Raw genomic sequence first — 22,435 nt, forward strand, 5'->3', positions numbered from 1 at the left:
CGTGTGGGCTTTAACCGTACGACGGCGCTAGGTCAGTGCGAGGTCGAAGTATGCCGCACCCTGGCGCACCAACTTCAGACATACCTGCCATGCGTCCGGGAGTGATGCGGCAGCATCATCGAGGCCATCCCGAATCGACATACCGACCGCGATCTCAGCGATGCTGTTGTGCCCGTCCAGGCGGGCCCACACCGCGTGTTCGGCCGCGGTGAGCACCGATACCGTGCCGTGCGCTGTACCGATCGGGAATCGTTCTTCGTCGGCCAGTTGGTGCGTACTTCCCCGCCACAGCGGCAGTAGTCGCAATCGCATCGCCAGATCCACCTGTGGTTGCCCGTCGTGGATCCCGACGACCGTGCCGTCTGATCGCAGCCGCTCAACGATATCGGCAGCCGACTCTGCACCCACCAACCGCTGCTCACCGGTATAGCCCGGTTCTGGATGCACGAAGCGCGTCAGCTCTCCCAGCGTGTTCGGTTCACGCGATAGCGATGCCCAGACGCGAAAGTCGTCAGCCGAACGCAATACCCGTTCGGCCGCGCCGACACGGATGGACACCGCCGGGAGATCATCGGTGAGGTCGTGAGGGTCGAGGGCTATCAGCGCGCCCAACCCGATCAGTCGCTCACTCATCGCTCACCCCCTCGACGAATCCGAAGGAAGCCAGACCCTCGCGTACTAGCGGAAAGAACTCCGCCAGGGCGCGCCGCGCCAACCGTTGGGGATATATGACCTCCGGGTCGTTACTGCCGGTCTCACTCGCGAGCGACGACACTAGGGCGACCGTCGCGGCGAGCGAGTGCGCGCCGGCGCATCGCCCGTATATTTCCAAACCGACAGGCGACAGCACCACATGCGTTGCATCAGGCTCGCCGACCACGAGCGCGTGCCGGCCATGAACGCCCAGCCGCGAGTGCGCCAGCAATCTCATCCCCGCGGTCTCGGTGAGCACCTGATCGTCGGAGGTGGTGATCTCGGCGACTAGGCCGTAGCGGCGCACCGCGTCGTACGACGTACGCGGCCCATCGACACGCACCTCGCGCAGTAACTCCTCGGCCGATCTACCGGCCGCTGCCGCCGACCAGACCGTGTACTCGTCCTCGGTGAGCCCGACGAACAGTCCTGGTACCGCCACCGTGACGACGCGTTCGGCAATCGCCGGATCCCATTGAGTCTGCACAACTCGACCAAACGGGACGACCACGCGGTCAGGGAGGTCGATCATCACCGAACCCGATCAATATAGGCGGCGTGACGCACAGAGAGATACTGTACGACCCGCAGGTACTGCCGCAGATCAATCGTGTCCTCGGCGGCGCGGGCCGCATCGAGCAGACTCGCGCTCAAGTGCGCCTCCCGCCAGACGGCGTACTGCTCAGCGGACAACTCAACGAGCGGATTGTCGGCATCGATCCCCAGAACGTACCGGTCGGGCTCATCTGCGCTGTTGCCGAGACCGCAGAGCAGCGGTTCGAGCCTGTGGGTCGCGGCGAACTGGAAGAGTTCGGGACCGATTCCCGAGCGCACCACCATCCCGCGAAGTTGCTGATCGTCGACTTCGAAGATGGGGGCGAGCACTCCCGCATCTCGTGCCATGGCACAGATCGTCTGCTCCGAATCGTCAACGGTCAGGCCGTCAACCTTGCCGTGAGCTGCGAGCCACACCAGCCACGCCTGATCCGTGGCGAGTTCTAACTCGTCATCCCCAACCCGGATGTTCACACTTTCCAGTCCCAGCCACATGTACCGCGCACCGCTGGGGTACCCCACCGCGAAGAGACATTCCTCGTCCGAGTCATCCTCGATCGCTTCCGGCTCATTCGACCCATCGGTCAAATCGCCGGCTTTGGCCGTGTGCTGCCGTTGCGGGCTCGGCTCGAGCGCGAGGTCGAAGTAAGCGGCGTGGCGTTCGAGGAGCGGATGTACGTGCCGAAGCACGTGTTCGAGGTACGCGTCCGGATCCGACAGCCGTGACCATTCCTCGTCCGCGACCAGCGCCCCGGAACGTACGTAACAGGTGCCGTACAAGTCATCTTCGCGCGGCGCGTAGATGAGCACGTCCCGCAGCGGAGTGTCGATGGCCAAGGTCCGATGTGTTCCGCCGGCGACCAGCGAATGCGCGTGTTGCTCGCCGTCGCTGTTGCCGAGAATCTCCTGCAGAGGTAGGAGCCGATAGGAATCGGCGAATGCCTGGCGCACCTCCGGGGAGCTGACGGTAACCTCCACGACGAGACCGAGATCCAGCAGAAGTTCGACTTCGCGGTCCGGATCGGTGACGGTTGCTGGGCGCACGGCCGCCAACAATCCGCGGTCGATCCCACGTTCAGTGCCTGGACGGGTACGGTGCAACGCGTTCCACATCGATGCTGACGATTCGTCGAGCCGATGAATCTCCGGGCCTAGCCGAACGCGTAGGTACGTGCTTCCGTCGTCCTCGACCACCGCGCCGAGCGGTTGCCCGACGGGGACGAGGATCGCCGCTACGGGGCTCGATACCGACCTAGTCATTTGATCTACGCTACCGAACCCGCACGAACCGCGCGCCAACCTGCGGAGGCGTGCCAGTGAACGCGCCACCGCGCGAACCGGCGCCCCGAATCACTGGTTCACGTCCTCGACAACGGGCACCGCCCGAACGTCGATCGCAGCGAGCGGGGCCGCGGCGCGCAGGGCCTCGTCGTACTCGCTCAGCAGTCGCGCTAACGCATCAGCATCTGACTGAAACTGACACGCCCACAGCACGGTCGTTCCCGCTGCGGCCTTCATTTGCAGAGCCGCCAGTCCGAGATACAGCTCCGCGGTTTCGGTCAGCAGCGAGCCATCCGGCTGAACTGCGTCGTACAGCGATGCGACGGTGTACACCAGTTCCCCGTCTGCGATCCCCGCGAAATCGAACTGATCGCCGGTATCTGGGTTCTCAACGGCGTACACGACCCCCGTCGGGTAGCCGGTCACATATGTTCGGTAGTCGGTTTCGCTCAGCAAGGAACCATCCCTGATCGGCGTTCGCGGTAAGGGCCGTGACTGCGCAACAACCCCATCGCGGCCACAATACGTGGTGGGCGAGCGGACGACCGTGGGATCTTGCGCCGCCGCGCGCCCGTCGCAGAGATCGACCCTCAGCCGAGGAATGGAGAGCACGCATGGTTCGGCAGATCATCCCCTTCCGCAAGACTGCGGAGGACGACGCGCACGTCACGTACACCTGGGGGTATCCCGGCGATGAACGGGCCGCTCGACTTGATAAGTCGACCGGTAGCGCAGTACCGCTCGAGGGGACCACTGACGCGGAGGCCGCGTACGCCGCGGATTGGATTTCGCGCGTTCGCCAGCTCAACGAAATGGCCGGATTCCCCGACGAGGCACCGATCTACCGCTAACTCTCCGGTTCAGCCGGCTGTCGTGCGATCCCACGTCATCGGCAGTACGCCGTCCTCCCGCAGCGCGGCCTTGCGAATCTTGGAGGTCGGCGTTTTCGGCAACTCCTCCCGGATCTCGATGTACCTCGGGCGCATGAACCGCGGCAGTCGGTCATCCAAGAACTTCGCCAACTCCGAGTGCTGCAGCGTCGCGTCATCATTCAGCGTGACGACGACCTTGACCTCCTCACCGCTGACCTCGTCGCGGACGGCGACAGCGGCCGCCTCCAGCACCGCGGGGTGCGCGACGACCTGCTTCTCGATCTCCATCGACGAGATGTTCTCGCCGCGACGGCGGATCGAGTCCTTCTTGCGGTCGACGTACCGGAACACTCCGTCGGCGTCGACGGTGAATAGGTCGCCGGTGTGGAACCACTGGTTACGCCACGCCTCGACAGTCTTCTCGGGCATTTTCCAGTAGCCAGCCATGATCTTCCAGGGCTCGTCGGGACGCAGCACCAGCTCACCGATGGTTCCGGTGGGCACCTCGCGGTCGTGATCATCAACCACGCGGAGGTCGAATCCTGGACGCGCTTTGCCGCAGGCCAACGGATCGGTGATGACTTCGTTGTCCCAACCTGCGACGATCGGGCAACAGATCTCGGTCATGTTGAAGTTCGTGTACGCCTCGACCCCGAAGCGCTCCTTGAAGCCCTCGACGTCGGCGATCCACGGCGAGAACATGACGTAGCGCAATGGCGAGTCTGCATCGTCCGGACGCGGCGGCTGCCCGGCCACGAAGTTAGCAGTGGTCGCCATCAACAGCACGCTGGTGCAGTCGTGCTCACGGATATCGTTCCAGAATTGCGCGGTGTTGAACTTTTCGCGGATGACGACGCGCCCGCCACCGAAGATCGACGCGACGTAGCCACCCTTGCCGCTTACGTGGAAGGTCGGGTACGGGTCGTAGATCACCGAATCAGGTGTGCAGAATCCGCGGCGCGGAGCCATCCCGAACGTGGCCTCTTGAATGTGTCCCCACCCGGTCATGACACCTTTGGAAGGTCCGGTTGTGCCTGAGGTGTAGACGATGCAGGCGATGTCCCACGCCTGTGGGTGCGCGACATCCTCCAGCGGGGCAGCCGCCCGCACCAATGGGTCAACCGCGACGACGTCGATCCCCTGAACGTCCGCGATCCCCTCGACGTCCGCGACGGAGTCAACACCAGAGACCAAGATGCTCCGCAGGTCGGGGCAGGCATCCCGCACGGCCAGCACTTGCGGCAGGTGACGCGCGCTGCACGTGAGCACGCGGGCTTGCGAGTTCGTGACGACGTGGGTGAGCAGGTCTCCGATGTACTCGGTGTTCACGGGCACCTCAATCGCGTTGAGTGCTGCCGTCCCCATCCATACCTCGAATGCGGTGATCGAAGGGTCGTGTATCGAGAGCACCGTATCGCCGGCGCTCACCTCGTACTCGCCGAGCACCGCGGCCCACTGCCGACTCTCGGACCACACTTGCGCATAGGTGACCGAACGCCCAGCGACTTCGGTGGCATACAGACGGTCGGGGTGCTCGGCCGCGCGTTGCGCAAGCAGGTCGGGTACTGCAGCGAACTCAGCCATGACTTCTCCAATCGAGCCCAATTCGGCGGGACCATAGCCGGCTACCGGCAAGCCCTAGATCCACCTGTTGCTCCTGTCGTCATCGAAGTGGCCGCAAAGTCACGGCAGTTACGGAGTCGATGTTGAGTTCCAGCGGGCTACCCAGGCGGAGGTGTCCAGCCCGATCGCGTTGCCCCACAACAGGGTGAGCGTGTACACCGACTCCTCGAAGTCCGGCTGCCCGGTCGTCTGACTGGGGTGCACGAGCCACGCATGGGCGTATTTGCTGACCATGGCAGTCAGCGCAATGCCCGCAGAGCGCGGATCGATATGGGGCGAGGCCAAACCAGCCTCCTGCAGGGCGCGGATGTGACCTGCTGCGCGGCTGCGGAACGCATCACTTCGCATCTGCTGCACCCGCCTCACCTCTGGATTCACCGCGGACAGTTCCTCAATGATTCCCATCAGGTCGGTACTGCGGCGATAGGAGTCCAGATACCTACGGTTGGCCCGTTCGATGCCATCCATCGGATCCTCGTCGCGAAGCGCGACCCGACCTTGTTTCTGATTGATCATCTCGGTCAGGAGGGTTCCGGCGAGTTCCTGAAACAACGCTTCTTTAGTCGGGAAGTGCTTGTAATAGGTGCCGATTCCGACGCCGGCCGCCTCCGCGATGTCCTTTATTCGAGCCCTGGTGAATCCGTCTCTGGCGAGCACTGCCCGCCCATGCGTGAGCAGGCGCTCGCGTACGTCGTCGTTCTGGAGCTGGTCCACGATTGGTTTCTCCTCGCTCACGGGGCTGGACAGATCTCATCATCACCGACGCAACAACATCACGACACCTCACATGCCGTCATTCGCGTCTAGTCGACCCTGCACCCTCACCACTCCGCTGCTCATCGCGTGGCCCCTTTCGATCTATCGAGGCATTCCCAAAACACGCTCGGCCAGGATGTTTCGCTGAATCTGATTGGTGCCCGCGTAGATCGTGCTGGCCCGCGACGCGAGATAGGCGCCCACCCAGGTACCGGGATCCTGCGTGGCGCCAGGCGCGTCGGGTCCGTCCACGATCGTCGGCATTCGCCCTTCCGGCACCAGGGCCCGAGTGCCGAGGATGCGCAACGACAACTCCGTGACGACGTTGTGGCATTCGGTCCAGTACAACTTCGTCATCGCCGACTCTGGTCCTGGGGCATTGCCATCGAGTGACTTCGTCAGCGCCCGGTAGCCCAGCATCCGCATCGCAGTGATCCGGCCCTGCAACCAGGCGAGCGTACGACGAATCTCGCTGTCGCCAAGTTTGCCGTGAGTGGCCGCGAGTTCGGTGAGGCGGCCGAGTTCCTCCTCGAACCGCGCGGCGAACACTGCGGCTGCGCCGCCGCGTTCGAACTCCAGCAGTGACATCGCAACGCGCCAGCCAGCATTCACCGGACCGATGGCGTGGAAGTCCGTTGTCGTGGCGTCGGTGAAGAACACCTCGTTGAAACCGGCGTTTCCATGGATTTGGCGGATTGGGCGGATCTCGATCCCTGGCTGATCCAGCGGACACGCCAGCAGGGTCAGGCCCTTGTGCTTCGGCGCATCGGGGTCTGTGCGCACGAGTACGAAGATCCAGTTGGCATGGTGGGCCTCGGAGGTCCAGATCTTCTGCCCATTGATCCGCCAAGTAGCGCCGTCGAGGGTCGCCGCTGTCCGCAGCGATCCGAGATCGGAGCCCGATGCCGGTTCGGAGTACCCCTGGCAGAACACCATCGTTCCGTTGAGAATGTTCGGCAGGTAGAACCTCTTCTGCTCCTCGGTTCCCCAATGCAGAACGGTATTGCCAAACATCTGCAGACCGAATACGTCGTTCTCCGTGCCGTTCGGCAAGCCGGCAGCGGTGAGTTCCTCCGCGAGCACCACCTGGTGTGCGGGGCTGAGCCCCTGGCCGCCGTACTCCTTCGGCCAGTCGACCGCGAGGTAACCGCCCTCGTACAGCCGTTTCCGTAGGTCCAGGTTGAATTGGCGATACTCCGCATCGGCCAGTTGGCCGCTGCCGCGCCAATCCGAAGGAACCAGCTCGCGCAGGAAGTCGCGTGCCGCTACCCGGTACTGCTCAAGGTCATCATTGAAGGTCGGATTCATCAGCGCACCCCCGCCGACAGTTCGTACGGCGCGCAGATCGCTTCTGCAACGCGCTCAAGATGATGATCTCGATCGCCGCACAGCGCGACATTCGCCTTCGCGCGCCGCAGGTATAGGTGGGCGTGATGTTCCCAGGTGAAGCCAATCCCACCGAGTATCTGGATCGCCTGGCGCGCCGCGAGGTCGGCGGCATCCGTCGCCTGCTGTTTGGCCAGTGAGACGTAGACGCCCGCGTCATCGTGTCCGCCATCCAGCGCAAACGCTGCGTAATAGACCAGCACCGCGGCGGTCTCGATTTCCACCAGCGCGTCGGCGCACATGTGCTTGAGCGCCTGATTCGCCCCGATAGGGCGACCGAATTGTTCGCGTTCCTTCGACCACTCGACTGCCACCTCCAGGCACCACCGCGCGATACCCAGTGAGTCCGCCGCGAGGTACAGCGCGCCAAACTCACGCGCAATCGAAGCGAGGTCACCTCGCTGAGAAGTCAGCGCGATGTACGGCGCACCTGCCAACTCGATCGCGCCGATCGGCTGGCTGAGATCGAGCGTGTCGACGGCAGCGAAAGTGACTTCCGGCGTGCGTAGCGAGATGAGCGCCATGCGATCGTTGCCGGGGGTCGCCAGCAGAAGGTGCGTCAATTCGGCCGCGTGCGGCACCAGCAACTTCCCCGACACCCGCGGCCCGTCACCCGAGGTCGACGCGCTGACGCTGGGGTTCACCTCCGCCCAGTCAACGGGTAGGCCGATTCGCGCTTCTCCTGACGCCACGGCGGCAAGCGTCTTGCCGGCGGCATCTGTGTCCGTGCGGGCGAGCACCTCGACCGCCGTCATGGTCGAGGCGGCCGGTAGTGGTGCGCACACCCGACCCAGTTCCTCGAGCGCGATCACCGCTTCGATGGCAGTAGCGCCCGATCCGTCACGATCTTCGGGAATCGTCAGCCCAACGACACCGAGATCCACAGCGAGCCGACGCCACGACGTGTCGTCGTACCCGGATTCGCCTCGGATAATCGATTCGCGTCGCTCCTGCAGGTGTTCTGCGGCGAATCTTCGCACCATCATCTGTAGTTCACGCTGCTCGTCGTTCAGGTCGAACTTCATTGCGCTCCTCAGCTTTGTCGGCGGCCCTCGTCCGGTCAGCGGTGCTGGCATCCGAGCTCGGCGAGCCATCAAGGCAACGAATCATGATTCGAATCACAATTCGATGCGAGTGAAACAGCGCGACAAGAACGCTGTCAACCCCAGCGCGCACCGTCGACCCCGATCCGCTGTCTCGCGCCGGGCACGGCCAGTTAGAATCTTCGAGTTAGTCGTCATTAACTCAGCGAGGTACGTCGTGACTGTCCAGCGCCTGATGCCCACCGATGAAGGCAACGACCTCATCGAGTTGACCCGCGAGATCGCCGACAAGGAGCTCGCTCCGAAGGCAGCGCCGTACGAACGCGAAGAACGCTTCCCCCGAGAGGCCTTCAGTCTGCTCGGCGAAGCCGGGCTGCTGGCGCTGCCGTTCCCGGAGGAACACGGCGGCGGCGGGCAGCCGTACGAGGTCTACCTACAGGTGCTCGAGGAGCTCGCCGCGCGCTGGGCCGCGGTCGCCGTCGGTGTCAGCGTGCACGCGCTGACCTGCGGAATCGGCGTCTCGTTCACCAGCGAAACACAGCGCAACGCGTGGCTACCGGACATGCTCGGCGGTCGTACCCTCGGCGCATACTGCTTGTCCGAGCCACACGCCGGCAGCGACCCGGCCGCGATGATCGCGCGCGCCAGGAAGGACGGCGATAAGTACGTCGCCAACGGCGCCAAGGCGTGGATCACCCACGGCGGGCACGCCGACTATTACATCACCATGCTGCGCACGTCCGAGGACGCCGGCCGCGGCATCAGTTGCTTTTACGTACCCGCCGCCACGCCCGGGCTGACCTCCGACACGCCCGAGGACAAGATGGGGCTGATGAGCTCCACCACCACGACCATGCGCTTCGAGAATGCGCCGATTTCCGAGGCCAACCGGCTCGGGGACGAGGGCCAAGGGCTGCCGATCGCATTGGCCGGCCTGGATTCGGGCCGACTTGGCATTGCCGCCTGCGCTGTCGGCCTGGCCCAGGGTTCGCTGGATGCCGCGGTCGCGTACGCCCAGGAGCGCACCGCGTTCGGACGACGGATCATCGACCACCAGGGCCTGGCGTTCCTGCTTGCCGATATGGAAGCTGCGGTCACCAGCGCACGTGCGGCGTACATTCACGCGGCGCGGCTCAAGGACGCCGGACTGCCATTCTCCAAGGAAGCTTCGATCGCCAAACTGATCGCGACCGATAACGCCATGAAGGTCACCACCGACGGCGTCCAGGTGCTGGGCGGCGCCGGGTACACCAAGGATTTCCCTGTCGAGCGGTTCATGCGTGAAGCCAAAGTCATGCAGATCTTCGAGGGCACCAACCAGATCCAGCGACTGGTGATCGCGCGCCATCTGGCTCGTTAGGCCGTCGGCGGACAACGATCGCCGCCGGGCCGGTAGAACCCACGCAGGTAGGGCCCACCGCTAGGAACGCCCACGACGTTGACGGGCTGAGCCCAAGTGGTGCGTGTGCGCGCGAGGCGGAAGAATGAGCGCATGGAGCCCAACGTGAGCATCGACTTGAACGCCGACCTCGGCGAGGGCCTCGGGCTGTGGCGAATGACTGAGGACGCCGCCCTGCTACAGATCGTCACCTCGGCGAATGTCGCCTGCGGCTTCCATGCCGGCGATCCGACCCAGATGATGCAGGTCTGCCGCCTGGCTGCTGAGGCTGGAACCTCGGTCGGCGCCCACGTCGCGTACCGCGACCTGATCGGCTTCGGCCGCAGATTCATCGACGTCGACCCGGCCGAACTCACCGCAGACGTGCTCTACCAACTGCACGCCATCGACGGGATGGCCCGCTCTAGCGGTACCGCGCTGCGCTATGTCAAACCGCACGGAGCGTTGTACAACGCGATCGTGCATCACGAGGCTCAAGCACGGGCCGTCGTTGAGGCACTCCGACTGTTCGGCAGAGACCTCCCCGTCATGGGGTTGCCCGGCGCTCGCTGGCTCGACCTCGCCGCCGCCGAAGGCCTGCGAGTCGTTCCCGAGGCATTCCCCGATCGCAGCTATACCCCCGATGGCCGCCTCGCAACGCGCGGCACTCCCGGCGCAAAGATCGAAGACCCGCAGCAGGTGGCCGAACGCGCCGTCCGCTTCGCGCTCGATCACAGGATGACTGCCCTCGACGGCTCCACCATCGAGGTACATGCGGAATCGCTGTGCGTACACGGCGACTCACCAACCGCCGTCGCCACCGCCCGTGCCGTACGCGATGCCCTACATGAGGCGAAAATCGACGTGCGAGCGTTCGCATGAACCGCCGATTTTTACCGTACGGCGAACGTGCCGTGCTACTCGAACTCGACTCGATTGATCACGTCCTCGGCGCGTACGCCGCCATTCAGAACGATCCGCCGGACGGGCTGGAGGACGTCGTCCCTGCCGCCCTGACACTCTTGATGTCATTCACTGATCCCGAGGCGCTCTCTGCCGCTTTACCTGCGCTGAAGGAGATCGACACAACTCCACGCGCAGCAGAGCATGGAGAGCTCGCAACGATCGGGGTGCATTACGACGGGGCTGATTTATCGGAAGTGGCAGCACTCACCGCAATGAGCATCGATGAGGTCATCTCGGTGCACAGTGGCGCCGAGTACACCGTCGCCTTCCACGGATTCGCTCCCGGGTTCGCCTACCTGATCGGATTAGACGACAGGTTACGAGTGCCGCGCAGACCAAGTCCCCGAACCGCCGTACCGGCTGGGTCGGTGGCGATGACCGGCGGGTTCACCGCCGTGTACCCCCGCCGCTCTCCCGGCGGCTGGCAACTGGTCGGACACACCGATACCCCGATGTGGAACGAGGACCGATCCTCGCCGGCGCTGCTCGGCCCGGGGATGCGCGTGCGATTCGAGGCGCTATGACCAGCCCGTTCACGCCGCGTGACGCAGTTCGGTGCGACAGGACCATTACTGTTATCGAGCCTGGCGCACGGACGACCGTGCAGGATCTCGGACGTCCCGGATACGCCTATCTCGGTGTCGGTCGATCCGGCGCGGCCGACCAACGCGCGTTTGCGATGGCCAATCGAATTCTGGGCAATGCACCTGGTGCGGCGGCGTTGGAGACGACGCTTGGCGGGCTCGCTGTGCGCATCGATCGCGGCGCCTGGCTGTGCGTGACGGGCCCGATGGTCGAGGTACTGCGCGATGGTGCTGCGGTCGGCGTCCGCACCGCGTTCTACGCCCCCGCCGCCAGCGAAGTGCGCATCGGCCTACCGCCGCGTGGGATGCGCAACTACCTCGCGGTACGCGGCGGACTGGACGTTCCCGTGGTGTTGGGGTCGACATCGACGGACACGCTCGGCGGGATCGGGGCGGCGGCGGTCACCGCCGGCGACGTGTTCGGGATCGGCACCGCGGCGGTCGGAGACATCGCCGGGGTCGATGTGTTCCCCGCCGCCGATCCGCCCGACGTGATCGAACTGGTCGTCGATCGCGGACCCCGCGCGGACTGGTTCGCCGACGACGCCTGGGCAATGCTGCTGCGCACGCGATACGTCGCGAGCGCCAACAGCGACCGGATCGGCGTACGCCTCGATGGCCCACCGTTACCGCGAGTGATCGACGCGGAGTTACCCAGTGAGGGGCTCATGCAGGGCGCAGTACAGATCCCGACCGTTGGTACACCGGTGTGCTTTCTCGCCGATACGCCCACAACAGGCGGGTATCCGGTGTTGGCCGTCATACGCCGTACCAGCCTGCCTGACCTGGCGCAAACGCGTCCCGGACAGGCGGTGCGGTTCCGAGCGGGATAAGTTGGGCACCGCACAGACGCCCATTTCGTGCTCGGAGACGACATGCTGCATCATCACGACGACGGCGACGTCGCCATCATCACCCTGAACCGTCCGGAACGGCGCAATGCGCTATCCGGGGACCTGTGCGACATGATCGGCGAGGTCATCCATGAGAAGGAGGCCCGCGGCTCGCGCGCGATCGTGATCACCGGTGAGGGCACAAGTTTCTGCTCGGGCGCCGATCTCGATGGCGTGTACGGCGAGGCATTCTTGGTATCGCTGTACGGCTTGTTCAACAAGATCATGGACGCAAAGATGCCGGTGATCGCGGCCGTCAACGGCCCGGCGATCGGCGCGGGAACCCAATTAGCGATTGCCTGCGACCTACGCGTGGTCGATTCGCCAGCCGTCTTCGGCGTACCGACGGCCCGTAACGGGCTCGCCGTCGACCCGTGGACGATTCGCCGACTGGCCGAACTCGCCGGCGGTGGCGCTGCACGACGTTTGCTACTAGGCGCCGGACAGATCAACCGCGATGAGGCACATGCTGCCGGCCTGGTGGATCGCGCCGGGACCCTGCAAGATGCAGTGGACTGGGCGCACGAGATCGCGACCTTGGCGCCGCTATCGCTGGCCTACAGCAAGACAGTGCTCAATAATCCGGAGCGCGACTTGGACGACCCGACGTTCGTGGACAACTTCGAGGCATGCTTCAACAGCGAGGACGTCGCCGAGGGGCGACTGGCGCGCGCCGAGAAGCGAAAGCCTCGGTTCACCGGCAAGTAGCGCTCGACCTCAAGCCTGTAGCCGGAGTCACGTTTAGCCGCTCACCCGCCACGGCTCCGCCCTCAACCAATCAACCCGCGCCTCGTTCAGGCGCCAAGCCGCCACGAGTCCGCCCGCACACACAGCCGGAGTCGCTCGCACGGCCATCGAGGCCGACCGGCGAGCGCGACTACCCCACTTCGGGCGGCCTGGGACGAGCGAACGGACGCTGCTTGGTCCAAAAACGCAGCCTGAGAACCGAGGCATCGACATAGGTGCGATGCCACCCTGATTTCACTGCGTCATTTGCGGTCATCCGCACCAGCGACTCCGCACCGCAAATCTCAGCAATGACATCGAGACCTTCAGGCTCATCCGGCCCCGGAGCGTGTCGTCAAGCGGTGCGGCGGCACCGGGAACTGTTCGTCCTACTGCTGAGATCCTCTGATCGCCGCCTGGAAGATCGAATCCGAGCGAGGTCGACACACGACTGCGGCGCGCCCCGAAGGAACGTGCGCCGCAGTGACGATCTCTTAGCGCCGGAGCTTCTCGATCATCGTCTGGATTCCCGGCTGCGTAGCCGTGTATGCCTGTGCCCAGGTCTCGAACTGCAGCGACGCCTCGAAGCCGTCCTCGTTCGCGAGCTGGACGGCCTTCTTAATATTGCGGGCAAGTCGCGGATCGAGGTCGGAGGTGGTTTTCGCGAGTACGAGCGCTGCATCCAACGGATCGGCCGACAGCGACGCGACCAGACCCAGGTCATAGGCCTCCTGGCCGGTGAGACGTCCGCCTTCCAGCAGCAACTTCAAGGCGCGCTGGCGCCCGAGTGCCTCAACGAGCAGCGCGGTGCATCCGCCGCCCTGATGCAGGCCAATCTTCGAGAATGTCGCCGCGAGGTCGGCGTCCGGCGATGCGATCACGACGTCAGCGGACAACGCCATATTGAGGCCGGCGCCGACGGCCGGTCCCTCGACCGCCGCGATGACCGGAATCTTCAGATCGCGCAAGCTCAAGAAGCTGTTGTATACCGTGTCGCCGAGGTGGTCGCGGATGTCGTTGACATCGGTGCCCATGGTGCCGAACACGTCGGGTAGGTCAGCGCCGGCGCAGAACGAGCCGCCCTCACCGGTCACGATGAGCACGCGGGCGGACTTGTCGTCGGCAACCTCACGCACCTTCTGGGCCATCTCGGCGCAGAGTGCGTTGTTCAGCGCGTTCTTCTTCTTCGCGTTGTCGATGCTGAGGATGCGGATGCCGTCGCCGGCGTCGGACAGCTTGATCCCTGGCATAAATGACTCCTCGGACCCGGGGGAATATGACGGCCCTACTTTGCCATGTCGTCGCAGTTTCGGACCCGTTAGGTTAGGTCGGCGCCGGTATTAGCACCGATCTCACCATCAGTTGGTGAGATCTACCGCAGCGCGGTCGACGGCGGCGCCGGTGACGATCTGGGGAACGTAGCTAATCCCCTTCGGCGCGAAGTTTTCATCGCGGTCAAGAACGAGTTGGCGGAATGCGTCGGCCACCAAAGCGACCCGGTGGTCGTCGTACTGGTCGATCTCGTACTGGGCCTGTTCGGCCAACAGCACCCCCATGATCGCGGTGGCCATATCGTCGGCGAGCGAACTCATCAGAATTTCGGCATCGTCCGTGGCCGCCGATAGCACGCGTTCCGCGCGCTCGCTGATCGCATTCACCCGCGCGGCGAGCGCGTCACGCTGTTCGCTGAGGCTCGCGTCCGCGAGCGCGTCCAGGCGCACCCGGAGGTCGTCGAACAGAATCTTGTGCGCGCCGATTTTGCGCATCGAACGGAGCACGTCGAGGGCAATGACGTTGCTGGCGCCCTCCCAGATCGAACCGAGGTGTGCATCACGAACGAGTCGCGGCTGCACGAATACTTCGATGTAACCGTTACCGCCCCGGATTTCCATCGCTTCGCCGGTGGCCACCCGAGCGCGCTTACACAAATAATGCTTGGCCAACGGGGTGAGGATCCGCACCAGGGACGAGGCCGTGTCATCACCTGCGTCCGCGCGTTCTAGTTGCTGGGCGCAATAGACAACGAATCCCAGGCCCGATTCAACGTCGGCGCTCAGCCGCAGCAAGTCCAGGCGCATCAATGGCTGATCGATTAACGGGCGGCCGAACACGACGCGGCGTTGGGCATGCTCGGTGGCTTCGTACAGACCACGGCGCATCAGCGAGACCGCGCGTACGGCGTTCGAGAGCCGCGACATGTTGACCATCTCGGTCATCTGCCGGAAGCCGCGTTCGAGTTCGCCGACCTGGACGGCGTACGCGCCTTCGAGTCGGATTTCGCCGGAGGCCATCGAACGAGTGCCGAGTTTGTCCTTGAGCCGCTCAATACGGTAATCGTTCAACGTCCCGTCGGGTTTACGACGAGGCATCATGAACAGCCCGACACCGCGGGTCGTGTCTGCGTCGCCGCCGGGGAATCGCGCGAGGACCAGGGTGATGTCCGCGCCGGCGTTCGATGCGAACCACTTGCGTCCGTGCAGTCTCCAGCCCGTTCCCTCGCGCTCGGCGACCGCCTCGGTCTTGGCGATGTCAGTGCCGGCCTGAAGTTCGGTCATGAACATCGCCCCGGTGAACCGATCGTCGTCGGTCGAGATGAGGCGACGGACCGCCTCGGCGATCTCCGGGTCATCGCCGCCGTACATCCGCAGCGTGCGGGCGGCGGTGTCGGTCATGCTGATCGGGCACGCCATCCCGAATTCGGCTTGCACATAGAGGTACGTGATCAGGTACTTCGGCAGATGCGGCACCTTGGCGGCCCAACCGTGCATACCGCGATGCGACATCGCGGACATCCCATACTCACCGAAGAGGATGTCGCCCATCTCGGCGTACGCCGGATGGTAGACGACTTCATTGGTGCGCTCACCGTCCTTGTCGTACGGGCGCAACGTAGGCGGATTCTTGTCGGCGAGTTCGGCCAACGGATCGATCCGCTGCGCGGTGTCGGCGCCAAGACGCTCCAGAAGCGGCGTCAGTAGCGCTCGATCCTCGGCGGAGGCATTGCGCTCGATCAGTCGAGCCAGGGCAGGATCGGCAGTATAGAAGTTCATAGATTCTCCCTCGGTGGTTCCGCACATCCAGCCTGACACGCATACTTAGCGGTGTCCAAGATGATTTGCCGCATTATTAATAGGCACCACATTTAAAAGAGGCACCCATGGAACTGAGGCATGTGCGCGCGCTGGTTGCGGTCGCCGAGCATCAACACTTCAGTCGCGCGGCCGAAAGCCTGCGTATTTCGCAGCCGCCGCTCAGCGCGGCGATTCGGGAACTGGAGCGCGAGGTCGGCGTGGTGCTGTTCGAGCGAACTACGCGTACGGTGCGGCTGACCGACGACGGTGCGGCTCTGCTGGAACCGGCCCGGCGAATCCTGGGGAGCGTCGAGGAGATTCGACAGATCGCGGCGGCACGACGGACCGGCACAGCCGGATCGGTCCGCGCCGGGTTCGCCGGCACGTCGGGGTATGCCGTCCTCGCAGACCTGGTGCGTGAGGTGCGATCGCGTGAGCCCGCGCTGACGGTCGACCTCGTTCCGCAGGTATACAGCGGGCGAGCGATAGAACTAGTCCGGCGCGGACAGCTGGACCTGGCGATTACTGGATCACCACTGCCGACCGACCTTGGATCGGTGGCGCTCGGGCAGGAAACGCTAGTGCTGGCCGTACCGGAGGGACACCCACTGAGCACGACGCCGCAAGTGGCGGTCGCATCGCTGGCCGGCGAACCGTTGGTGTCGTACCCAGGCGAGCACGATTCGTGGGTGCGACACGCGACGGTGACGATGCTGGAAAGCGCCGGGATCGCACCGAATTTCGTCGCCGAGGCGCCGGACCCATTCAGTCTGTTAGCACTTGTCGCTGCTGGGGTCGGCGCTGCCGTCGTGGTCGACCATCGGGACCGGCTGCACGTGGCGGGTGTGCACTACATTCGGCTGGCGGACGACGTTCAGGCCAAATTTCCGATACGGCTCGTGTGGCGGGCGGGCGCGACCAACCCGGCCACCCGACGAGCCATCACGATCGCCCGCGAGGTCTTCGATACGAGCGCAGCTGCAGACCGTGCTGGTGGCGCATGAGCGAACTGGGTGGCTAACGGTCGAGACGTCCCGAATCAACTGGCCGTGCGGTGCAGAAGTAGGGGCAACACCACCTCCGCTCCCGCCTCGCGCAGTTTGGCTGCGGCGACGGTGATCGCCCACCCCATCGAGTCACGGTCAACGACCAGTAGCACCGCAGCACCCGCAACCCGGTCAGCGGTGTCGGCACCGAGGACCAAGGACCCGTCCCACAGCGCAGCTTTAGTCCCGCTGGGCAAATCTTCGGATCTGGCTCGACGCGAACCATGCGTCAGTGGCTCCGCCTCGAACGAAGCGCGCGTCATCCTGCCGGTCTGCGCAATGCCGTCGGCCAGGGTCGCGGTGAGGGTCTCCAACCCGCCGGCTGGGAGGTCCACCACGATTTCTGGTCGCCGCGCCCACGCGGCGTACCGTCGATCGCCACGGCTCCACGACGCGAGCAGTCGCACGACGGAATCGTGCAGTTCGGCGGGCGCCGGAGCGTCTGCATTCAGCGCTGTCCGCACCAGATCAGCCCACTGCGGCGCGTCGTAATCGACGAGAACGCGCCCCCAGTCGGCGCCCACTGTCGCCGAAATCCGCCCCTTACGTTCGGACGGGGCACCCGGCCACATCTTCCGCGGCTCTAACGCGCTGACCTGCCCCCGCAGCGCCTGCTCCACGCGCGTGCGCAACTCGGGATCGACGGGACGACGCAGCGCATCGCTCGCCTCGGGCGCGCACACCGAACACCGCCCGCAGGGTGCGGCGCTCGGATCATCGAGGCTCTCTTGTAGTAGCTGCATGAGGCAGCGCCGCGCGGCGGCGTAGTCCCGCATGATCGCCGCCTCACGCTCGCGCGTTGCAACGACCGAGTCGTAATGGGCTTTGTCGTACGACCACTGCGCCCCGGTCGCGATCCAGCCATCGGCGAGCCGCTCGACGACGTCGTCAACGGCAAGTTGTTTCAAGATCAACTCGACACGGGTACGCCGTACGCCGGTAGAGGACTCTAATTTGGGCACGCTCAGCGGCGTTCCGTCAGCGCGCAGTGCATCGAGTACGGCCTCGACTTGCGCGGGCACCGGAATCGTCGCCGTGGCGAAGTAGTCCCACACGTGCCGGTCGGCATCGCTGGGCAGCAGTACGACGACCGCGCGATCGATTCCGCGGCCGGCGCGCCCGACCTGCTGGTAGTACGACACCGGCGAGGGCGGTGATCCGACGTGTACGACGAAACCGAGATCGGGCTTGTCGAACCCCATGCCGAGTGCCGACGTGGCGACGAGGCACTTGATTTCATTAGCGCGTAGCGCTTCTTCCAGGCGCTGACGCTCGTCCGCGTCCAGGCGGCCGCTGTACGCCGCGACGGGATAGCCACCACCATGTACGTCCTTGATTGCGGACGTCAGTTCATCTGCTTGAGCGACCGTGAGCACATAGACGATTCCGCTGCCCGGCAACTCGGGCAACCGCTCGCACACCCACGCGAATCGATCAATCGGCGACATCGAATCGAGGGTGACCAGTTGCAGGCTCGATCTCGCCAGCGGCCCGCGCAACACCAGTGCGTCACCGAGTTGGGCGGCGACGTCGTCTGTCACCCGCGCGTTGGCGGTCGCGGTCGTCGCCAGGACGGCGGCCTCAGGGTTCAGTCGGGTGAGCATCGTGGAGATGCGGCGGTAGTCGGGACGGAAGTCATGGCCCCAGTCGGAGATGGAGTGGGCTTCGTCGATGACGAGCATGCCGATCCGCCCGGCGAGCTGGTCCAGCACGCGTGCGCCGAAGTTGGGATTCGCCAGTCGCTCTGGCGACACCAGCAACACGTCGAGGGCGTCGTCGGCTATCTCCTGCTCGATGCGCGACCAGTCATCAATGTTCGAGGAGTTCAGAGTACGGGCTACAAGACCGGCGCGGGCGGCTGCATCGACCTGATCACGCATCAGCGAGAGCAGCGGGGAGATCACCAGGCTCACGCCGCGGCCCGCTTGGCGACCGATCGCGGTGGCGATCCAGTAGACAGCGGACTTTCCCCATCCGGTCGCCTGTACCACCAACACCCGGGCAGCTGGTTGACATAGCGCAGCGACGGCCCGCGCTTGGTCGTCGCGTAGAACGGCATCTGGGCCAGCCATCTTGTGCAGCACCTCGGCCGCAACGTCGGCTCGCTCGCTGGTCAGTTCTGCCTGCGTCGTCTCACTCACATCGGCCACGGTACTGGCCGAGCACGACAACCGCCGTGGGGTGTGCGAGGCTGTGGATACACGCCAGCAGTGTGAATATCCGCGGCGCTTGTGCCGCCGGGATGTCTGCGCTGCCCGCCCGGCGATAGGCTCGTCAGCACCTAGTCACCGGAGGAAGACGTGTCCAAGCCGCTTCGGCCACTGAGCGAACAGGCTGGTCGCGGGGCGCAGTTGAGTGAACGTGTGGCCGGACGGGTCCGCGAGGCGATCATGCTCGGTGAACTCGCGCCGCTGGAGTTCGTTCGCACCGACAAATTGGCCGCGGAGCTTGGCGTCAGCCACACCCCGGTTCGCGAGGCGCTGATGACCCTGTCCTCCGAGGGTTCAGTGAAGTGGGAACCACGTCGCGGATTTCGCGTTGTACCGGTCACGACTCGTGATATCCATGACCTCTTCGATGTCCAGGCGTACGTCGCCGGCGAGTTAGCGTTCCGCGCGGTCGCCAACCTCACTGACGCCGATATCGCCGCTATTGATGGGTTCCAGTCCAGGTTGGTCGCCGCCGAATCGCGCGGGGACACCGCGGAGGTCGATCGGCTCAACCACCAGGTACACCGCACGATCAACCGAGCGGCCGAATCGGTTCGACTGGCGAATCTGCTACGTTCTACCGTCGCGCACGTGCCGCTCTCGTCGTACGGCGCGATCACCGGGTGGGCGCAGGCGTCGGTGCACGATCACAAACCGATCCTCGACGCCTTACACGCACGCGATCCCGACGCCGCCCGCCATGCGATGAGCGCGCACATCCGCCATGTGGGCGCACTACTGGTCACCCACCTTCAGCACGAGATCGGCCTGAAGTAGCACTCGCGGCCGAACGCTATGTCTGCACCGAAGCCGCTATCCCCATGTCCATCGAACATCACGCGCGAATAAATCCTGGCGGCAGATGTTGGACCGTAGTTGGTACCACATCTGCCGCCAGGATTGCTGAGCGGCACATCGAACCGCTTCCGAGCAGCAGCTCGAATCGCCAGGTTTACGACGCGTCGGGGGCCAGCTACTTCAGACCGCCGCGCTGCACGAGTTGGCCGACGATCACGTTGCGCTGGATCTCGTTCGTGCCCTCGCCGACGATCATCAGTGGCGCGTCACGGAAGTAGCGCTCGACATCGAACTCGGTCGAGTAGCCGTACCCGCCGTGCACCCGGATCGCGTCCAGCGCGATTTCCATCGCGGTTTCCGAGCAGAACAACTTGGCCATACCGGCTTCCATGTCGGCGCGCTCCCCTGACTCGTACGAGCGGGCCGCGTGCCACAGCAGCTGCCGCGCCGCGGACAGCTTGGTGCCCATGTTCGCCAGCGTCGCGCCGACCTGCTGGTGCTTCCAGATCGGCTTGCCCATCGACTCGCGTTCCTGCGCGTATGCGAGGGCGTCATCGAAAGCTGCGCGCGCAACACCAGTGGCGCGAGCGGCGACCTGGATTCGACCGATCTCCAACCCGCGCATCATCTGCGCGAATCCCTTACCTTCGACCCCGCCCAGTAGCGCGTCTGCAGGCACTCGGGCGCCGTCGAAGCTGAGCTCGCAGGACTCAACCCCCTTGTAGCCAAGCTTCGGCAGGTCCTTGGAGACTTCAAAGCCGGGCACCTTCTCGACCAGCAGCACCGAGATTCCCTTGTGGCGAGGCTCGGCGGTCGGGTCAGTCTTACACAGCAGCGCGACGAGACCAGCCTTGCGCGCGTTCGTGATCCAGGTCTTGGAGCCGTTGATGACGTACTCGTCGCCTTCCTTCTTGGCGACGGTGCGCATGTTCTGCAGATCGCTGCCGCCACCGGGTTCGGTAAGCGCCATGGTCGCGCGCAACTCGCCGGTCGCCATCCGCGGTAGGTACTTCTGCTTCTGCTCCTCAGTGCCGTAGTCGATCAGCAACTTGGAGACAACAGTGTGCCCACCCATCGCGCCAGCCAGGGACATCCAGCCGCGGGCGAGCTCTTCGGTGACTCGCGCATAGCAGGGCGTAGAGACCTTCACTTCGCCGTACGGCTCGGGGATAGCAAGTCCGAAGATTCCCATCTCCTTCATGGCCTCGATGAATGCGGTCGGGTATTCGTTGGCGTGCTCGATCTCCTGCACGTTCGGCTTGACCTGCTTGTCGACGAACTCGGCGACAGCTTCAACAATGGCCTGCTCTTCGGCGTTCAACTCGAAATCGGGCATGCCCGGGCTCCCTCTTACGGCAATCAGATTCTATAGAATCCTCCCAGGCTGCGGTCGCCGCCGTCAACGTCACAGCCGTCACGTCCACGAACGCCGTCGAGGCGAACCGATAGCGTGAGCGCAAGAAGAGTTCACGGCCCACTCCAGAAGGAGCACCGCATGACCCAGCAGAACCGATTCGGCGTGACCATTCCCCTGGGCGGATTATCGCTCCCCGAGCACGCGTCGGCGTACGCCGCGGCTGCCGAGGCCGGGTACACGGACCTGTGGAGTAGCGAATCCAACGGTGCAGACGCGTTCATCCCACTCGCACACGCCGCCACGCTGCAGCCGCAACTGCACGTCGGTACGGCGATTGTTCCGGCGTACACCCGGGCACCTGGCGTCGTCGCGATGCAAGCGGCGACCCTCGCCGAACTCACCGATCAGCCGCTGCAACTCGGCATCGGGTCATCGTCAATGCCGATCGTCCGCAACTGGAACGGCATCCCCTTCGATCGCCCGCTGACCCGCGTAAAAGACCTGCTCGAGTTCCTACGCCGCTCCTTCGACGGCGAGCGCGTATCGATGAAAAGCCACAGCTTCGACATCGACGGGTTCCGGCTCGGGCTCATGCCGAAGCGCCGCCCACGAGTGTTGGTTGCCGCGCTGCGCGAGAAGATGCTGCGCCTGGCCGGCACGCACTCGGACGGCGTGATCCTCAACTGGCTCTCGGCGGACGACATCAGACAAGTCACCGGGTACGTCAACGACGGCCGCCACACTCCCGCTGACGTCGTCGCACGGATCTTCGTAATTCCGACCGCCGACCGCACCGAGGCGGAGAACATGGCGCGTCGCGCGATAACTGCCTACCTCAACGTCCCGACGTACGCCGATTATCAGGCGTGGCTAGGCCGCGGATCAAAGTTGCAGTCGATGTGGGATGCCTGGCGGTCCGGCGATCGCAAGCGCGCGCTCGCCGAGGTATCCAGCGAGGTCGTGGACGAGTTGTTCATTCATGGCACGCCCGAAGAATGCCGCGCGCACATCCAGCGGTACGTCGATGCTGGAGTCACCGTGCCAGTGCTGTCGATCTACCCCACGGGTCGACCGATCGCCGACGTGCTTCGCGAACTCGGTCCCCGCGCTACTGACTGACAGGCGTCCTGTGCCACCCTGCGGCGCGCTCGAGCACGCCGTCGATACCGCCGCAGAGAGCCCGGGCGATCCAAACGG

General features: G+C 64.7%; 21 protein-coding genes. 9 read left to right on the forward strand and 12 right to left on the reverse strand.

The window, feature by feature from the left end; all coding sequences use genetic code 11:
* Window positions 1-27: 27 nt before the first annotated feature.
* From E1H16_RS10845 to E1H16_RS10860, 4 genes are all read right to left on the reverse strand, one after another.
* Window positions 28-633, reverse strand: a complete 606-nt coding sequence (locus E1H16_RS10845; RefSeq protein ID WP_134323890.1) for a hypothetical protein — start codon at window positions 631-633, stop codon at window positions 28-30.
* Entirely contained in the window at window positions 626-1,225 is a 600-nt protein-coding gene (locus tag E1H16_RS10850) for a hypothetical protein (RefSeq protein WP_134323891.1), read from the reverse strand. Before E1H16_RS10850 ends, E1H16_RS10845 begins: the two co-directional genes overlap by 8 nt.
* Window positions 1,225-2,508, reverse strand: coding sequence for a hypothetical protein (locus E1H16_RS10855; protein WP_134323892.1), 1,284 nt, complete (start codon window positions 2,506-2,508; stop codon window positions 1,225-1,227). Before E1H16_RS10855 ends, E1H16_RS10850 begins: the two co-directional genes overlap by 1 nt.
* 90 nt (window positions 2,509-2,598) lie before the next feature.
* Entirely contained in the window at window positions 2,599-2,985 is a 387-nt protein-coding gene (locus E1H16_RS10860; RefSeq protein WP_134323893.1) for a hypothetical protein, read from the reverse strand.
* A gap of 158 nt (window positions 2,986-3,143) precedes the next feature.
* Here E1H16_RS10860 and E1H16_RS10865 point away from each other — a divergent pair, with 158 nt between their 5' ends.
* Window positions 3,144-3,380 (forward strand): hypothetical protein, encoded by a 237-nt coding sequence (locus E1H16_RS10865; RefSeq protein ID WP_134323894.1) that lies wholly within the window; start codon window positions 3,144-3,146, stop codon window positions 3,378-3,380.
* Between the two features lie 9 nt (window positions 3,381-3,389).
* Here E1H16_RS10865 and E1H16_RS10870 read toward each other — a convergent pair whose 3' ends face one another.
* From E1H16_RS10870 to E1H16_RS10885, 4 genes are all read right to left on the reverse strand, one after another.
* Complete coding sequence (locus E1H16_RS10870) at window positions 3,390-4,985, reverse strand: AMP-binding protein (protein WP_134323895.1); 1,596 nt, start codon at window positions 4,983-4,985, stop codon at window positions 3,390-3,392.
* Between the two features lie 108 nt (window positions 4,986-5,093).
* The gene (locus tag E1H16_RS10875) at window positions 5,094-5,738 is read right to left on the reverse strand and encodes a TetR/AcrR family transcriptional regulator (RefSeq protein WP_166741720.1); all 645 of its coding nucleotides are present in this window, start codon (window positions 5,736-5,738) and stop codon (window positions 5,094-5,096) included.
* Window positions 5,739-5,882: 144 nt separating this feature from the next.
* Window positions 5,883-7,088: an acyl-CoA dehydrogenase family protein gene (locus E1H16_RS10880; RefSeq protein ID WP_134323897.1), complete on the reverse strand. Its 1,206-nt coding sequence runs from the start codon at window positions 7,086-7,088 to the stop codon at window positions 5,883-5,885.
* Window positions 7,088-8,191 (reverse strand): acyl-CoA dehydrogenase family protein, encoded by a 1,104-nt coding sequence (locus E1H16_RS10885; protein ID WP_166741721.1) that lies wholly within the window; start codon window positions 8,189-8,191, stop codon window positions 7,088-7,090. The genes E1H16_RS10880 and E1H16_RS10885 overlap by 1 nt, the downstream gene beginning before the upstream one ends.
* A gap of 235 nt (window positions 8,192-8,426) precedes the next feature.
* Between E1H16_RS10885 and E1H16_RS10890 the strand changes: the two genes are divergently transcribed.
* The 5 genes from E1H16_RS10890 to E1H16_RS10910 all read left to right on the forward strand — a co-directional run bounded on the left by E1H16_RS10890 (window position 8,427) and on the right by E1H16_RS10910 (window position 12,738).
* Window positions 8,427-9,569 carry an acyl-CoA dehydrogenase family protein gene (locus E1H16_RS10890; RefSeq protein ID WP_134323899.1) on the forward strand — a complete coding sequence of 381 codons (1,143 nt, stop codon included), beginning with the start codon at window positions 8,427-8,429 and terminating at the stop codon, window positions 9,567-9,569.
* Between the two features lie 144 nt (window positions 9,570-9,713).
* A complete protein-coding gene (locus E1H16_RS10895) occupies window positions 9,714-10,469 on the forward strand; it encodes a LamB/YcsF family protein (RefSeq protein ID WP_243837823.1) in 756 nt (251 codons plus the stop codon).
* Complete coding sequence (locus E1H16_RS10900) at window positions 10,466-11,077, forward strand: 5-oxoprolinase subunit B family protein (RefSeq protein WP_134323901.1); 612 nt, start codon at window positions 10,466-10,468, stop codon at window positions 11,075-11,077. Before E1H16_RS10895 ends, E1H16_RS10900 begins: the two co-directional genes overlap by 4 nt.
* Window positions 11,074-11,970, forward strand: coding sequence for a 5-oxoprolinase subunit C family protein (locus E1H16_RS10905; protein ID WP_134323902.1), 897 nt, complete (start codon window positions 11,074-11,076; stop codon window positions 11,968-11,970). Before E1H16_RS10900 ends, E1H16_RS10905 begins: the two co-directional genes overlap by 4 nt.
* Before the next feature lie 42 nt (window positions 11,971-12,012).
* Window positions 12,013-12,738 carry an enoyl-CoA hydratase gene (locus E1H16_RS10910; RefSeq protein ID WP_134323903.1) on the forward strand — a complete coding sequence of 242 codons (726 nt, stop codon included), beginning with the start codon at window positions 12,013-12,015 and terminating at the stop codon, window positions 12,736-12,738.
* 512 nt (window positions 12,739-13,250) lie between these two features.
* Here the strand turns inward: E1H16_RS10910 and E1H16_RS10915 are convergent.
* Together E1H16_RS10915 and E1H16_RS10920 are read right to left on the reverse strand one after the other, a co-directional pair.
* Window positions 13,251-14,006, reverse strand: coding sequence for an enoyl-CoA hydratase-related protein (locus E1H16_RS10915; protein WP_134323904.1), 756 nt, complete (start codon window positions 14,004-14,006; stop codon window positions 13,251-13,253).
* Window positions 14,007-14,114: 108 nt separating this feature from the next.
* Window positions 14,115-15,806: an acyl-CoA dehydrogenase family protein gene (locus E1H16_RS10920; RefSeq protein ID WP_134323905.1), complete on the reverse strand. Its 1,692-nt coding sequence runs from the start codon at window positions 15,804-15,806 to the stop codon at window positions 14,115-14,117.
* Between the two features lie 107 nt (window positions 15,807-15,913).
* Here E1H16_RS10920 and E1H16_RS10925 point away from each other — a divergent pair, with 107 nt between their 5' ends.
* Window positions 15,914-16,831 (forward strand): LysR family transcriptional regulator, encoded by a 918-nt coding sequence (locus tag E1H16_RS10925; protein WP_134323906.1) that lies wholly within the window; start codon window positions 15,914-15,916, stop codon window positions 16,829-16,831.
* Window positions 16,832-16,866: 35 nt separating this feature from the next.
* Here E1H16_RS10925 and E1H16_RS10930 read toward each other — a convergent pair whose 3' ends face one another.
* Window positions 16,867-19,014, reverse strand: a complete 2,148-nt coding sequence (locus E1H16_RS10930) for a DEAD/DEAH box helicase (RefSeq protein ID WP_243837824.1) — start codon at window positions 19,012-19,014, stop codon at window positions 16,867-16,869.
* Window positions 19,015-19,173: 159 nt separating this feature from the next.
* On the opposite strand from E1H16_RS10930, the gene E1H16_RS10935 reads away from it, so the two are divergent.
* Window positions 19,174-19,860: a GntR family transcriptional regulator gene (locus E1H16_RS10935; protein WP_208378999.1), complete on the forward strand. Its 687-nt coding sequence runs from the start codon at window positions 19,174-19,176 to the stop codon at window positions 19,858-19,860.
* 196 nt (window positions 19,861-20,056) lie between these two features.
* Here the strand turns inward: E1H16_RS10935 and E1H16_RS10940 are convergent, their stop codons facing one another.
* Window positions 20,057-21,217, reverse strand: a complete 1,161-nt coding sequence (locus tag E1H16_RS10940; protein ID WP_134323907.1) for an acyl-CoA dehydrogenase family protein — start codon at window positions 21,215-21,217, stop codon at window positions 20,057-20,059.
* Between the two features lie 159 nt (window positions 21,218-21,376).
* Between E1H16_RS10940 and E1H16_RS10945 the strand changes: the two genes are divergently transcribed.
* Entirely contained in the window at window positions 21,377-22,357 is a 981-nt protein-coding gene (locus E1H16_RS10945; RefSeq protein WP_134323908.1) for an LLM class F420-dependent oxidoreductase, read from the forward strand.
* Window positions 22,358-22,435: the final 78 nt, after the last annotated feature.

Origin of the sequence: Cumulibacter soli (assembly GCF_004382795.1) — a bacterium.
GTDB classification, from domain to species: Bacteria; Actinomycetota; Actinomycetes; order Mycobacteriales; family Antricoccaceae; genus Cumulibacter; species Cumulibacter soli.